Consider the following 15,617-nt stretch of genomic DNA (forward strand, 5'->3'; position numbering starts at 1 on the left):
ACAAACTAACAGTTACAGGGAAAAAGTTGTACAAAGTACGCTGTTCAACTATAGAGCGAAGCTTTGCGGATGCCAAAGAACTACATGGCTATCGATATGCTCGATTTCGGGGGCTGAAGTCTGTCCAAATGCAGGCTTATCTCACCGCAACTTGTCAAAACATGAAAAAAATAGCCCTCCATCTGACCAAAAAAGGTCTGGTGGAGGGCTATTTTTTTGAAACTCTATTATTTTATGTTGTTTTTATTCGCTAAAATCAAAATGATTCCAGAGTGTGGGGAACCCTAAAGGGTTTCCCAACACTCTGAAAAAGGAGTGAGCTTAAGCTCACTCCTTTTCTTTAAATAATTGTAAATTTACGGATGTTCCGGATTGGATTTTGTTGATTAGATCCATCATTGAAATAGAGATGAACAGGTCCGTCTTCTTTTAATGGTTTTCCTTCTTTTGAAAAGCCTAGTATAGCATTTTTGACAGTTTCTAATGGAAGTGTCATTGTATGATCTACCGTTTCAATTTCAACTTGCGTAGCGTCCTCTAAAATTTCAGCGTTAGCAAGGAATGGATGAAATGGTATACCAAATGTTCCAGTAATCAGCTGTTCTTTTTTATATTTCTTCACACTTTGTTGTATTGGAGGAAAAGCGGCACCATCACGGATTTCGCGATCCCAATGTTCTGAAGTGTTTTTTAAATAAGTTTCTAGTTCAGACGTGTTTTCTCTAGTTTCATCAAAGTAAGTTGTCAAATCTACTTTTCGATCGTCAAAGATCCAAACAGTTGGATCAATAGTGATTGGAAAACGTACTTTTCCGTTAATAAATAAAATTTCGCTCATTGTTGTTCCCCCATTTGTGTTATACTCCCACTTTTCAGTATAATAGTATTAGACACTGTTGTCACAAAAAATGTTTCTATTGCAATTTATGAAAACTATCGCTAATATTAATAGATAGGATAGAGGAGAGTAGGACGGAAACGGAGGGAATCAATTTGGCGTCTGAGACAGTAGCAAATCATCAGGAAAAGGCACTAGCCCTTCTACAAGCGGATGCAGAGAAGATTTTAAGACTTATTAAGGTGCAAATGGACCATCTTACAATGCCGCAATGTCCATTATATGAAGAAGTGTTAGACACACAAATGTTTGGACTATCCCGCGAGGTCGATTTTGCAGTTCGCCTTGGTCTTATTGCAGAAGAACAAGGGAAAGCAATGTTAGGTGAGCTCGAACGTGAGTTATCTGCACTTCATGAAGCGTTTACAAACAAACAACAATAACGGGTTCAAATAAGGGGGCTCAAACTAAATTAGTTTGAGCTTTTTATTTGTATAATAAAGCAGGAAGAATCAATGTACATATGGAATACAACAATAATTAAATTGAAACAGAAAGAGGAAATGAAATGAAAAAAGTATGGAAATCAATGGATTATTCATTATTACTTCCTCTTGTTATCTTATGTGTGCTGGGAGTAATAATGGTATATAGTTCTAGTTCCATTGCTGCGATTTCGAGGCATAACTGGCCGGCAAATTACTTTTTTAAAAAACAATTAATAACTTTAGCTATTGGAACGGTATTGTTAGTAAGTGTAGCCTCGTTACCTTATAAGTTTTGGAGGAAACGAATAATTTTATCGGCGATGGGGCTAGGGAGTATTGCTTTACTAGCAGCAGCCTTGATTTTTGGTAAGGAAATAAATGGTGCAAAAGGTTGGATATTAGGTATACAGCCCGCTGAATTTGTTAAACTATCGATTATTATAATATTAGCTCGCTTTTTTGCAAGAAGACAAGAGACAAATACACCTGTTTTTAAAGGGTCGGGACTTACACTTGGTTTTGTTGGAATGGCAATGTTTTTAATTTTAAAGCAAAATGATTTAGGTACCGATTTGTTAATTGCAGGAACAGTAGGAATTATGTTTCTTTGTTCAGGAGTACGGATTAATTTATGGATTAAACGAATTGTTTTAACTTCTATAGTATGGATTCCAGCGCTATATTTTCTGGCTAATTATAAATTAAGTGGGTACCAAAAGGCCCGTTTTTCAGTTTTTCTTGATCCATTCAATGATCCTCAGAATGATGGATTCCAATTGGTAAATTCTTTTATTGGAATTGCTTCAGGAGGGCTAAACGGTCGAGGATTAGGAAATAGTGTGCAAAAATATGGATATTTACCAGAACCGCAAACAGATTTTATTATGGCTATTATATCTGAAGAGTTAGGTTTTATTGGTGTAGCTATTATTTTAATTTGCTTGCTACTTATTATTATTCGTTCATTCAGGATTGCTCAAAAATGTAAAGATCCGTTTGGAAGTTTAATTGCAATCGGAATTGCAAGTTTAATGGGAGTACAAACTTTTGTTAATGTTGGTGGTATGTCTGGATTAATACCGCTTACGGGAGTACCTTTACCGTTTATTAGTTATGGCGGGAGTTCCTTAATAGCTAATCTACTTGCGATGGGAATACTACTTAATATTGCTAGTCATGTAAAACGAGAAGAGAAACAGCAGAATGAGGGAATAAAAGAAAGAGAACAAAATGGACCACATCTTGTAGTTGTAAAATAAAAACACATTGTGCTTTAGAGCATGATGTGTTTTTATTTTTAAGTAGTTTTAAATGTGATGTATTAATTTCTCTTTTAGTTAAAAAATATATCACATTAGTTAAAATGTGATATACAATTAAGTTGTTAGAAAAGGAAGAGGTATGCTATACTATTTTTGTGAAACAAATTGAACAGAAAACTTATCATTTGTTAAAAAATAAGGTATGATGGATAAAAATAAAGTGAAGCTTTCTAAGTATAATATAATGTGGAAAGTGAAGAACTTCACGCTTTTTAAGGTGTGTATATATTTTATCTCTAGAGTGGTAGGAAAGTAGAGGGGGAAAATCATGACAAAGCTGCAACGTATTCAAAAAGTATTGGTAGCTAACCGTGGAGAGATTGCAATTCGTGTGTTTCGAGCTTGTTCGGAACTAGGATTAAAAACAGTTGCAATCTATTCTAAAGAGGATAGTGGTTCTTATCATCGCTATAAAGCCGATGAGTCCTATTTAGTTGGGGAAGGAAAAAAACCAATTGATGCTTATCTAGATATTGAAGGCATTATTGAGATTGCAAAAAGTAATCATGTAGATGCAATCCACCCTGGATATGGTTTCTTGTCAGAAAATATTCAATTCGCGAAACGTTGCGAAGAAGAAGGAATTATCTTTATCGGTCCGAAAAGTAAGCATTTAGATATGTTTGGAGATAAAGTGAAAGCAAGAACACAAGCGCAGCTAGCACAAATCCCAGTTATACCTGGTAGTGATGGTCCAGTAGATTCATTAGAAGAAGTCGAAAAATTTGCTGAAAAGTATGATTACCCGATTATTATTAAAGCGTCCCTTGGTGGTGGCGGTCGTGGTATGCGTATTGTGCGTACTAGTGAGGAATTAGGAGAATCATATAATCGAGCGAAATCAGAAGCGAAAGCAGCCTTTGGTAATGATGAAGTTTACGTCGAAAAATTCGTTGAAAAACCTAAACATATAGAAGTACAAATTTTAGCAGATGAAGAAGGCAATGTTGTTCATTTATACGAGCGTGACTGTTCTGTACAACGTCGTCATCAAAAAGTTGTAGAAATAGCACCGAGTGTATCACTTTCAGATGATTTGCGTCAGCGTATTTGTGATGCTGCTGTGAAGTTAACGAAAAATGTAAACTATTTAAATGCAGGAACAGTAGAATTCCTTGTAAAAGATGATGAGTTTTACTTCATTGAAGTAAATCCACGTGTTCAAGTAGAACATACGATTACAGAAATGATTACAGGAGTAGATATCGTTCAATCACAAATTTTAATAGCTGATGGACATTCATTACATAGCAAAATGGTAGGTGTGCCGAAGCAAGAGGAAGTAGTTGTGCATGGATTTGCAATTCAATCTCGTGTAACAACTGAAGATCCTCTAAATAATTTTATGCCGGATACAGGAAAAATTATGGCGTATCGATCAGGCGGTGGTTTTGGTGTGCGTCTTGATACAGGAAATAGCTTCCAAGGTGCAGTTATTACACCGTACTACGATTCTTTACTTGTAAAAGTTACAACTTGGGCACTTACTTTTGAGCAAGCAGCTGCAAAAATGGAACGTAACTTAAAAGAATTCCGTATTCGTGGTATTAAAACAAATATTCCATTCCTAGAGAATGTAGTAAAACATAAAAACTTTTTATCAGGAGAATATGATACTTCGTTTATTGATGTGTCACCTGAACTATTCTTGTTCCCAAAACGTAAAGACCGCGGAACGAAAATGTTAAATTATATTGGTTCAGTAACAGTAAATGGCTTCCCAGGAGTAGGGAAAAAAGAGAAACCAATTTTTCCAGATGCTCGTATACCGAATGTACTACACTCAGAGCCAATCCAAAATGGCACGAAACAAATTTTGGATGAGCGTGGAGCGGACGGATTAGTAAATTGGGTACAGGATCAAAAACGTGTACTTTTGACGGATACAACATTCCGTGATGCACATCAGTCATTACTTGCAACTCGTATTCGTACAAAAGATTTACATCAAATTGCAGAGCCAACAGCGAGAATGTTACCGAACCTATTCTCAGCGGAAATGTGGGGCGGTGCAACGTTTGATGTTGCGTATCGTTTCTTAAAAGAAGATCCATGGGAACGATTACTAGATCTTCGTGAAAAAATGCCGAACGTGTTATTCCAAATGTTACTTCGTTCTTCAAACGCAGTTGGATACAAAAACTATCCAGATAATTTAATCCAAAAATTTGTGGAATGTTCTGCTCAAGCTGGCATTGATGTATTCCGTATTTTTGATAGTTTAAATTGGGTAGAAGGCATGAGAGTTGCAATTGATGCTGTACGAGATACTGGTAAAATTGCAGAAGCAACAATGTGCTACACAGGAGATATTCATGATCCATTACGTAGTAAATATGATTTGAATTATTATAAAAACTTAGCAAAAGAGTTGGAAGCATCGGGAGCTCACATTTTAGGTATTAAAGATATGGCTGGCTTACTAAAACCAAACGCAGCATATGATTTAGTTTCAGCATTAAAAGAGACGGTATCAATTCCGATTCACCTGCATACGCACGATACGAGTGGAAATGGTATATTAACGTATACGAAGGCAATTGAAGCAGGTGTTGATATTGTCGATGTAGCGGTGAGTTCTATGGCTGGTCAAACGTCACAACCGAGTGCGAACACATTATTCTATGCACTAGGTGGAAATGAAAGACAACCAGATGTTAATATCGATTCTTTAGAAAAGCTATCTCATTATTGGGAAGATGTACGCAAATACTATGCACCGTTTGAAAGTGGTATGAATGCACCTCACACAGAGGTATATATGCATGAAATGCCAGGTGGACAGTATAGTAATCTTCAGCAACAAGCGAAGGCGGTTGGTTTAGGAGATCGCTTCGATGAAGTGAAAGTAATGTACCGTCGTGTGAATGACATGTTTGGAGATATTGTAAAAGTAACACCGTCATCAAAAGTTGTTGGCGATATGGCATTATTTATGGTTCAAAACCACCTGACAGAACAAGATGTTTTAGAGCGTGGACATGCTTTGGACTTCCCGGGATCTGTTGTTGAAATGTTCTCTGGTGATTTAGGTCAACCGTACGGTGGTTTCCCGAAAGAATTGCAAAAGATTATTTTAAAAGGGAAAGAGCCGTTAACAGTAAGACCAGGTGAACTACTAGAGCCAGTAGATTTCGACGCGTTAAAAGAAGAATTATTCCATAAACTTGGACGCGAAGTAACAATTTTTGATGTAGTTGCATATGCATTATATCCAAAAGTATTTATGGACTATGAAAAAGTTGCTGAGCTTTATGGAAATGTATCTGTACTTGATACACCGACGTTCTTCTATGGTATGAGACTCGGTGAAGAAATTGATGTGGAAATTGAACAAGGTAAGACATTGATGGTTAAACTTGTATCAATTGGAGAACCACAGCCGGATGGAAATCGTGTCCTTTACTTGGAATTTAATGGTCAACCACGTGAAATTGTCGTGAAAGACGAGAATGTGAAAGCAACAGTTGCACAACGTGTGAAAGGAAACCGTGAAAATCCAAATCACATTAGTGCAACAATGCCAGGAACGGTAATTAAAGTAGTTGTAAAAGAAGGCGATGAAGTGAAAAAAGGCGATTCTATGGCAATTACAGAGGCGATGAAAATGGAAACGACAGTTCAAGCGCCGTTCAATGGTAAAGTGAAAAAAGTATATGTTAACGATGGTGATGCAATTCAAACGGGTGATTTACTTATTGAATTAGATCACTAAAATAAAGAAAAGAGCTGTGTAAATACAGCTCTTTTCTTTATTGCAAAAAATCCCTTGCCGAATTGGCAAGGGATTTTAGTTTTAAATTATTTTGTTTGTTTAGAAGTTGATCCGGCTTCTTTTGCATTCACTTTACTTCTTGTTCCTAACATAACTAAATAGCATAGTACGGCAAACAAGCAAGAAATGAATAGAGAATGTAACAATGCCATCGCTAAACTAGCGTTTGTAAATACAACTAAAACTCCTACTACAGCTTGAAGTGTAACAAGGATAAATGAAATGATCCATCCCCAATATACTACAGGTTGCTGCTTGTAATGGCGAATAGCGAGAACCATCGCGTATAGTATCCAAGCGAAAATTAACATCGCTGCAACCCTATGGCCCATTTGAACCCATTCATGTAGTTGAGTTGGCATAGGTCTGTTTTTGCTACATAAAGGAAAATCTGGACAAGCTAAGCTAGCTCGTTCGTGACGTACTAAAGCACCTGTGTAGACGACGATATAACTGTAAATTGTTACACCATAAATATGAAATTTCATTTTTTTGTCCATAATAAGTGAACGTGCATCAAATTTTTGGTCAATTTCAAAGATAAGACACGTTAATAAAATGACAGAAGCAAATGAAATTAAGGAAATACCGAAATGGATAGCAAGTACAGCTGGCATTTGTCCCCAAACAACTGCTGCTGCTCCCATTAATGCTTGTGCAACTAAAAATACGAAGGATAAAATTGCTAACGTTTTTGTTTCACGCACATGTTTATAATATTTCCAGGACAAAATACAAAGGAGAGTGACAAGAATTCCAGCTGATCCTGATGTTAATCGGTGGCTAAGTTCAATAATAGTTTCCATTGATAAATTAGATGGAACAAATTCACCGTTACAAAGTGGCCATGATTTACCACAACCTTGACCAGAACCTGTTTTTGTAACTAAAGCGCCTCCTAATAAAACTATTAATAAATCAAGGCTTGTAATGACTGCTAACCATTTAATAAAGCGTTGCAATCTCTTTCACCATCTTTCTGCTATGAAGTTATTGCGAAATATTTTCATTCCATTATGTATAGAATAAAACGCGCTAGTTCCTATGATATATAAAAAATAATAAAATAGCAAAGAAATGGAGGAGGAAGACAAGGGAGAGAAAATAGGTGTGAAAACAGGGTTCGCAAGGAAAAATTTAGGTGAAAAATAGGCTATTTTGAAAAGAAATGGGGAGAATACGTGTTAAATAGGAGAAAATAGTTTATTATAGAATGTAACATCATGTTATGATAAGGACAAGTCAGAATGAAGTTTTTTATATTCGACACAAAAAGTTCATGTTTTCTTCACAAAATGTTCGGGAAATATGATTTAATATATTGGAGTATGGGCGTAGATTAGTAGTAGAATGGGTTAACAATGTTTCTACTGTAATAATATTGCTATATAGAAGCGAATTATTTCATTTGAAATAGGCGCAAAAAGAAAGATGAAAGTTTTAAGAGGGGGTTAGAGTGATGAACCATGCAACAAGTGAGCTGCATGATGAGTCCGCTGTTACAAGTGTACCGGAAACAACTCGGTTACAAGATTTATCAGCACTCGTTAAAATGGGGATTGTAAACTCAAATACACTTACTGTATTTACAGGATTTTGGTTGGCGTTACACTTTAATGGATTAAGTGTGATGGACAATCTGGATAAGCTATTTTTTACAATCGTTGGTTCTGGATTAATTATGGCGGGGGTATGTTGTTTAAATAACTACATCGATAGAGACATCGATCCGTTAATGGAAAGAACAAAGACTCGTCCAACGGTTACTGGAAAGTATAAACCAGGATTTGCACTTACATTTGGACTAGTTATATTACTTCTTGGATTTGTATTCTTATTATTAACAACACCAATGGCAGTTTTAATGGGATTTATTGGTGCTTTCACATATGTTGTCCTATATACTTTATGGACAAAGAGAAAGTATACACTAAATACTGTTGTAGGTAGTATATCTGGAGCAGTTCCACCTTTAATTGGATGGGCAGCAATCGATCCATCTTTAGGTCATCCAATTGCTTGGATGTTATTTTTAATTATGTTTATTTGGCAAATCCCACATTTCCTTGCATTAGCGATGAAACGTGTTGATGAATATCGAAATGCAGGAATTCCAATGCTTCCTGTAGTTCATGGATTTGAAATTACGAAACGCCAAATTATGATTTGGACAGTATGTTTATTACCACTACCATTTTATATGAGTGGACTAGGGATAACATTTATGGTAATTGCAACACTGCTTAACATCGGATGGATCGCTTTAGGATTTTATGGCTTCCGTAAGAAAGATGACATAAAATGGTCCGTGCAAATGTTTGTTTATTCCCTAAATTATTTAACAATCTTATTTGTATCAATGATTGTAGTTACATTCTTCTAAGACAACGACATAATTGGATTTCTTTACGTTGAGATTTACTTTACTTAACTATAAAGTACAATCTAATTCACAAGGAAAGTGGGGGTTGTTTGTATGAAGAAACAGTGGCGACTGCTTTCGTTCGTTTCACTGCTGGCTTTACTGTTAGGGGGATGCGGTAAAGCCTTTCAATCTACTTTAATTCCGCAAGGAGAAGTAGCAAAAATGCAATATGATTTACTTCTACTGGCGAGTGCAATCATGGTAGGAGTAGTACTAGTAGTTACTATTATTTTCTTGTATGTAATTGTGCGTTTCCGACAAAAGAAAGGTCAGGAAGATTATATTCCAGAGCAAGTTGAAGGGAATCACAAACTAGAAATTATATGGACAGTTATTCCGATTATTCTTTTACTAATCTTAGCTGTTCCAACGGTTACATATACATTCAAACTTGCTGATGTAAGTGCGATGGAGAAAAAGAATATTGATAAAGATACTATCGTTGTTGATGTAACAGCGAATCTTTATTGGTGGGAATTTTCTTATAAATCAGAAAAGATAGTAACTTCGCAAGATTTAGTCATCCCCACAGGTAAGAAAGTATATTTAAATTTGAAGGGTGCCGATATTAAACACTCATTTTGGGTTCCATCTTTAGCTGGGAAAATGGATACAAATACAGACAATGTGAACAAAATGTGGTTAAAGGCAGATAAATCGGGCACTTATAATGGTTTTTGTACAGAATTTTGCGGCCCATCACATTCTTTAATGCAATTTAAAGTGAAAGCTTTAGATGAAAGCGAGTACAAAAATTGGCTTGCTGATATGAAGAAGATTGATGGGAAGAAAGAAGTAGCTTCAACAAAGGCGCAAGAGGGCCAAGAAATATTTAATAAAAGCTGTATTGGTTGTCACGCAGTTGGATCTAATGATAGTAGACCACCTTCCGCTCGTATCGCACCAAACTTAGCAAACTTTGCGGATCGCGATATGGTTGCCGGTATTGCCGAAAACAATGAAGAAAACTTAAAAAAATGGCTGAAAGATCCTGAAAATATGAAGCCAGGAAACAAAATGACTGGCAAATATGGCAACTTAACGGATGATCAAATTGATGCATTAAATGCATACTTACAAACGTTAAAAGTTGAAAAGTAAAGAGGGATTATTCGCGAAGGGGAGGTTGAAAACGTGAGTTCTGTAGCAAAAAAACAGGGGATGGGTGCTGTCATATGGGATTATTTAACGACAGTAGACCATAAAAAGATTGCCATTCTCTATTTAATTGCAGGTGGATTGTTTTTTGTAATAGGCGGAATAGAAGCTCTATTTATTCGCCTTCAATTAGCGATTCCTAACAACGCTTTTCTTGTTGGGGATGCTTATAATCAAGTATTGACGATGCACGGTACAACAATGATTTTCCTCGCAGCTATGCCACTCGTGTTTGCATTTATGAACGCCGCTGTACCACTTCAAATTGGTGCACGTGATGTAGCGTTCCCGTTTTTGAATTCACTCGGATTTTGGTTATTTTTCTTTGGTGGAGTATTTTTAAATTTAAGTTGGTTTTTAGGTGGAGCACCTGATGCAGGATGGACATCTTATGCATCTTTAGCTTTAGCCTCTAAAGGTCATGGTGTTGATTTCTATGTACTCGGTTTGCAAATCTCAGGTATTGGTACATTAATTGGAGGTATTAACTTCCTTGTAACCATTATTAATATGCGTGCGCCAGGAATGACGTATATGCGTATGCCGATGTTTACATGGACGACATTTGTAACATCTTCGCTTATATTATTCGCTTTTCCACCGTTAACTGTAGGATTAGGACTTTTAATGTTAGATCGTTTATTTGGAACAAGTTTCTTTAATCCAGCATTGGGCGGGAATACAATTATATGGGAGCATTTATTCTGGATTTTCGGTCATCCAGAAGTATACATTCTTATACTCCCAGCTTTCGGAATATTCTCAGAAATATTCGCGACATTTTCGAAAAAACGATTGTTTGGTTATTCATCGATGGTGTTTGCGACTGTATTAATTGGATTTTTAGGATTTATGGTATGGGCGCATCATATGTTTACTGTTGGACTTGGTCCAGTTGCTAATGCTATTTTCTCAGTTGCAACAATGGCGATTGCGGTTCCGACTGGTATCAAAATATTCAACTGGCTCTTTACAATGTGGGGCGGAAGTATTCGTTTTACGACACCAATGATGTGGGCAGTAGCTTTCATTCCATCATTCGTAATGGGTGGAGTTACAGGGGTTATGCTAGCATCTGCACCAGCTGATTATCAATTTCATGATAACTATTTCGTAGTAGCACATTTTCATTATGTAATCGTTGGCGGTGTTGTATTTGGTTTACTTGCAGGAGCTCATTATTATTGGCCACTGATGTTTAATAAAGTATTAAATGAAACATTAGGAAAGATAACGTTTTGGCTATTCTTTATTGGTTTCCATTTAACGTTCTTTATTCAGCATTTCCTTGGCTTGATTGGTATGCCGCGCCGTTACTACACATATCTTGAAGGGCAAGGGTTGGAAATGGGGAATATGATTAGTTCTATTGGAGCGGTGTTTATGGCTCTTGGGACTATTGTTTTTCTATTCAATGTAATTAAAACGACAGTATCAAAAGAAAAAGCTGGTCGTGATCCGTGGGATGCACGTACATTAGAATGGACAATGCCAGCACCGACACCAGAATATAACTTTAAACAATTACCATTTGTTCGCGGATTAGATCCGTTTTGGATTGAAAAACGTGAAGGTAATAAAGAGATGACAGCAGCGGAACCAGTTGGTGATATTCATATGCCAAATCCTTCGTTTTCACCATTTGTCATTTCTTTCGGATTGTTTATAGCGGCATTTGGTGCAATGTATATGCAGGGTGGAAAAGATAAGTTCTGGTTATTAGTAGCAATTATTGGTTTAATCATTACATTTGGCGCAATGTTCCTACGTTCAGTAATCGATGATCATGGATATCATATTCATAAAGAAGATTTAGATGATAAGGGGGGCAAGGCATAATGCATGTAGATGAAAAATTAACGAATGAAACATTTCCAGCAGAGCCTGAAAAAGCAACCCTTGAAGGGAAAAATAAGTTTGTCGGTTTTTGGTTATTTCTTGGAGGCGAAACAGTGTTGTTCGCTTCCTTATTTGGCACATATTTAGCGTTAAAGAATTCTACAAATGGTGGACCAACATCTCAAGAGATGTTCCAAATGCCACTCGTTTTCATTATGACGATGCTTTTATTAACGAGTAGCTTAACGAGTGTATATGCGATGTATCACATGAAAAACTTTAACTTTAAGAAAATGCAACTTTGGTTACTAGTAACTGTATTGCTAGGTTTAGGGTTTTTAGGGTTTGAGATATATGAGTTTTATCATTATACACATGAATTTAAGCATACTATGAGAAGTAGTGCGTTTGGCTCTGCGTTTTATGCTCTTGTTGGTACACATGGACTCCACGTATTGTTTGGGTTATGTTGGATTTTAACATTAATCTTTAGAAATGCGAAGAGAGGTCTAAATTTATACAATGCACCGAAGTTTTATGTTGCATCGATTTATTGGCACTTTATTGACGTAGTTTGGGTGTTTATTTTCACTGTAGTATATTTAATGGGAATGGTGGGATAAACAATGGCGATAAAGCAAACGAATAATCCTAAAGTTGATCTTGTTTATCGGAAGAGAAAAAGTGCGGAGGAAATGAAGCATCAAGTTATTACGTTTGCATTAATGATTTTTTTAACATTAGTTGCATTTGTAGCGGTGGCGTATCCAAAAACTTTTAGTCCGACTTTCTCTGTTCCATTTATTTTACTATTAGCAGTCGTACAAGTAATTTTTCAATTGTATTATTTTATGCATATGAGTCATAAAGGACATGAAGCAGCAAGTTTCTTTCTATACTCTGGTCTGCTAATAGGGTTAATTACAATTTTAGCATTTATGACAATCGTCTGGATTTGAAAAGTGAAAAATAAGGGAGCTTGTGTTGTCACAGCTCCCTCTTCATATTATGGATAACCTTACGAAGGTAGGTGTGAAAATGAGTAACTTGTGGATATTTGGTTTTCAGGCTTTATGGAGTCCAATCTTTTTAATATTTATGCTGTCGATTCTTATTGGGTACTTCTTAATTGTTGGTCCATATAGAATGCGATTTGAAAATGCGACGAAGGTAAGTAACAAGCAAATTTTTTATTTTACGACTGGTATTGTTCTTTTGTATTTTGTAAAGGGAGGGCCAATTGATTTAATTGGCCATATTATATTTAGTGCTCATATGTTTGAAATGGCGGTCATGTATATTGCAGTGCCACCGTTACTGTTGCTTGGTATACCGATTTGGTTATATCGTTACATTACTTCTTTTAAGTTCGTTCAAATTATATTAAAGGTATTTGCTAAACCACTTATTGCGTTGTTTGTATTTAACGGCCTGTTTTCTTTTTATCATTTACCAGTTGTTTTTGATACGGTAAAACAAAGTCAAATAGCTCATCCTATTTGTCTCGCTATATTGTTTTTTACAGCAATCATGATGTGGTGGCCGATGTTAAATCCATTACCAGAATATCAAACGTTAAGTGATATAAAGAAACTTGGTTACATGTTTGCTAATGGTATATTATTAACGCCAGCTTGTGCGTTAATCATTTTTGCGACAGCCCCGTTATTTGCAACGTATACGGATCCGGCTGCTTGGATGAAAGCGATGGAACTATGTGTACCAGCGGGCACTTTATCAGATTTAAATATAACGGGACCGGAATTTTTGCACTGGATGCCAGTCGTACAAGACCAGCAAACTGGTGGTATCATAATGAAAATTGTCCAGGAAATAGTGTACGGTACAATTATAGGCTATGTATTCTTTAGATGGGCACGTAGAGAACGTGAAAAGGATAAGGAGCAGTTGCAACAATTGCCGCCGTATTTACAAACTAAGTAAAAAAAGCGTATGGGATTCCATACGCTTTTTCTTTTTTAGTTTTACCGTTTATAAAAGATTGAATTTTCTAATTATTTATGTTAAGTTAGTGTAGGCGTGTACTAAAAGTGGATATAAAATTTACTACTAGCTTTCATGCGTAATAATTCCATATGTAGTGCAAGTTTTTTAGAGAGTTACAAATATATATTGTTATCTTTAATAAACACGAACTATTTTAAGGGGGAATTTAAATGGGTAGTAGTGGAAGTATGGTAAAGCCGATTAGTGGTTTTTTGACAGCGCTAATTCAATATCCAGTACCAGTAGTAGAGTCACGTGCAGACATTGATAAACAAATTCAACAAATCATAAAAACAATTCATTCGACCAAATCAGGTTACCCTGGATTAGAATTGATAGTATTTCCTGAATATAGTACACAAGGGCTCAATACAAAAAAATGGACTACAGAAGAATTTTTATGTACAGTGCCTGGGCCAGAAACCGACTTATTTGCTGAGGCATGTAAAGAATCTAAAGTATATGGTGTTTTTTCGATAATGGAAAAAAATCCTGGTGGTGGAGAGCCATATAATACAGCAGTTATTATTGATCCACAAGGTGAAATGATTTTGAAGTATCGTAAGCTAAATCCTTGGGTACCAGTCGAGCCTTGGAAAGCTGGAGATTTAGGCTTACCTGTTTGTGATGGACCTGGAGGAAGTAAATTAGCTGTTTGTATTTGTCATGATGGCATGTTCCCTGAAGTAGCTCGTGAAGCGGCCTATAAAGGTGCAAATGTCTTAATTCGTATTTCTGGATATAGCACACAAGTTAGTGAACAATGGATGCTAACTAATCGTTCAAATGCATGGCAAAATTTAATGTATACATTGTCGGTAAACTTAGCGGGTTATGATGGTGTATTTTATTACTTTGGTGAGGGACAAGTATGTAATTTTGATGGGACTACTTTAGTACAGGGACATCGAAATCCTTGGGAGATTGTTACTGCTGAAGTATATCCAGAACTAGCAGATCAGGCTAGATTAGGGTGGGGATTAGAAAATAATATATATAATTTAGGCTCAAGAGGTTATGTAGCAACTCCTGGTGGGGTGAAAGAAAATCCATATACGTTTGTAAAAGATTTAGCTGAAGGTAAATATAAGGTTCCTTGGGAAGATGAGATTAAAGTAAAAGATGGATCTATTTATGGATATCCAGTAAAAAAAACGATTCATTCTTAGGGAAGGGAAATAAAACAAGCGCATCATATTGATGCGCTTGTTTTTGTTAATCAATAATTTGAAATTCTTTTAACTCTTTTTCGACATTTTGTAGGAGTTGTTCGCTTTTTTGAAGTACGTTCGTTGGGAAAGTCTCATCATCACCATATTCAACGCCGTGAGGATAATAATGTTTTCCTAATAAGGGGGGGAGTAGTTTTACTTCAGCGTGTCTACTGCCGATGTCACCTTCAACAGCAACTCCTTGCACTCGTAAATAATAAATATCCTTTAATATTTCAAATTTATAATCGTATGTAACCCGTTCATAATCCCACTGTCCAGCAAGTACGAAGTGGTTGTTTTCCATGATTTCAGTTAAAAGAGTTAATTCAACGACGGCTCCATTAAATTTCGTATTTGTAAATTGCATATAATACCTCCTTTTTTAATGTTACACCATTATTTTTATAATAGTATGAATAATGAGAAAGTGCAATTCATATTGAGAGAAAAGGGATAATCCAGACTTTTTTCACGAAAATATGATATAGTGAAAAGAGTACGGTACACACAAAAAGAAAGAAAAGGATTTGTGTATATCTCAATTTTATGTT

General features: G+C 36.0%; 13 protein-coding genes and 1 pseudogene. 11 read left to right on the plus strand and 3 right to left on the minus strand.

The window, feature by feature from the left end; genetic code table 11:
- Positions 1-265: pseudogene (locus C4S65_RS12860) on the plus strand (transposase); the annotation flags it as partial.
- 75 nt (positions 266-340) lie between these two features.
- Here C4S65_RS12860 and C4S65_RS12865 read toward each other — a convergent pair.
- On the minus strand, positions 341-838 hold the full coding sequence (locus C4S65_RS12865; protein WP_001289809.1) for a hypothetical protein: 498 nt from the start codon (positions 836-838) through the stop codon (positions 341-343).
- Positions 839-993: 155 nt separating this feature from the next.
- Here C4S65_RS12865 and C4S65_RS12870 point away from each other — a divergent pair, with 155 nt between their 5' ends.
- The 3 genes from C4S65_RS12870 to pyc all read left to right on the plus strand — a co-directional run bounded on the left by C4S65_RS12870 (position 994) and on the right by pyc (position 6,363).
- Complete coding sequence (locus tag C4S65_RS12870; protein WP_000135694.1) at positions 994-1,281, plus strand: YlaN family protein; 288 nt, start codon at positions 994-996, stop codon at positions 1,279-1,281.
- 125 nt (positions 1,282-1,406) lie between these two features.
- Positions 1,407-2,585: an FtsW/RodA/SpoVE family cell cycle protein gene (locus C4S65_RS12875; RefSeq protein WP_103945252.1), complete on the plus strand. Its 1,179-nt coding sequence runs from the start codon at positions 1,407-1,409 to the stop codon at positions 2,583-2,585.
- Between the two features lie 331 nt (positions 2,586-2,916).
- Positions 2,917-6,363: a pyruvate carboxylase gene (gene pyc, locus C4S65_RS12885; protein ID WP_000164059.1), complete on the plus strand. Its 3,447-nt coding sequence runs from the start codon at positions 2,917-2,919 to the stop codon at positions 6,361-6,363.
- A gap of 86 nt (positions 6,364-6,449) precedes the next feature.
- Here pyc and ctaA read toward each other — a convergent pair whose 3' ends face one another.
- Entirely contained in the window at positions 6,450-7,385 is a 936-nt protein-coding gene (gene ctaA, locus C4S65_RS12890) for a heme A synthase (RefSeq protein WP_086407630.1), read from the minus strand.
- A 497-nt stretch (positions 7,386-7,882) separates the two neighbouring features.
- Here ctaA and ctaB point away from each other — a divergent pair, with 497 nt between their 5' ends.
- The 7 genes from ctaB (at position 7,883) to C4S65_RS12925 (ending at position 15,021) form a co-directional block, all read left to right on the plus strand.
- A complete protein-coding gene (gene ctaB / locus C4S65_RS12895) occupies positions 7,883-8,806 on the plus strand; it encodes a protoheme IX farnesyltransferase (RefSeq protein WP_001015060.1) in 924 nt (307 codons plus the stop codon).
- Between the two features lie 93 nt (positions 8,807-8,899).
- Positions 8,900-9,949 (plus strand): cytochrome c oxidase subunit II, encoded by a 1,050-nt coding sequence (gene coxB, locus C4S65_RS12900; protein ID WP_000745273.1) that lies wholly within the window; start codon positions 8,900-8,902, stop codon positions 9,947-9,949.
- A gap of 60 nt (positions 9,950-10,009) precedes the next feature.
- Positions 10,010-11,845, plus strand: coding sequence for a cytochrome c oxidase subunit I (gene ctaD / locus C4S65_RS12905; RefSeq protein ID WP_181032132.1), 1,836 nt, complete (start codon positions 10,010-10,012; stop codon positions 11,843-11,845).
- On the plus strand, positions 11,845-12,468 hold the full coding sequence (gene ctaE / locus C4S65_RS12910; RefSeq protein WP_000557861.1) for a cytochrome c oxidase subunit III: 624 nt from the start codon (positions 11,845-11,847) through the stop codon (positions 12,466-12,468). The genes ctaD and ctaE overlap by 1 nt, the downstream gene beginning before the upstream one ends.
- Positions 12,469-12,471: 3 nt before the next feature.
- Positions 12,472-12,804, plus strand: a complete 333-nt coding sequence (gene ctaF, locus C4S65_RS12915; RefSeq protein ID WP_000985703.1) for a cytochrome c oxidase subunit IVB — start codon at positions 12,472-12,474, stop codon at positions 12,802-12,804.
- A gap of 79 nt (positions 12,805-12,883) precedes the next feature.
- The gene (ctaG, locus tag C4S65_RS12920; RefSeq protein WP_103945262.1) at positions 12,884-13,789 is read left to right on the plus strand and encodes a cytochrome c oxidase assembly factor CtaG; all 906 of its coding nucleotides are present in this window, start codon (positions 12,884-12,886) and stop codon (positions 13,787-13,789) included.
- Positions 13,790-14,022: 233 nt separating this feature from the next.
- Positions 14,023-15,021 (plus strand): formamidase, encoded by a 999-nt coding sequence (locus C4S65_RS12925; RefSeq protein WP_000535808.1) that lies wholly within the window; start codon positions 14,023-14,025, stop codon positions 15,019-15,021.
- 46 nt (positions 15,022-15,067) lie between these two features.
- Here the strand turns inward: C4S65_RS12925 and C4S65_RS12930 are convergent, their stop codons facing one another.
- Positions 15,068-15,433 carry a YugN family protein gene (locus tag C4S65_RS12930; RefSeq protein ID WP_001160944.1) on the minus strand — a complete coding sequence of 122 codons (366 nt, stop codon included), beginning with the start codon at positions 15,431-15,433 and terminating at the stop codon, positions 15,068-15,070.
- Positions 15,434-15,617: the final 184 nt, after the last annotated feature.

Source organism: Bacillus sp. ok061 (assembly GCF_900108285.1).
GTDB lineage: Bacteria > Bacillota > Bacilli > Bacillales > Bacillaceae_G > Bacillus_A > Bacillus_A thuringiensis_S.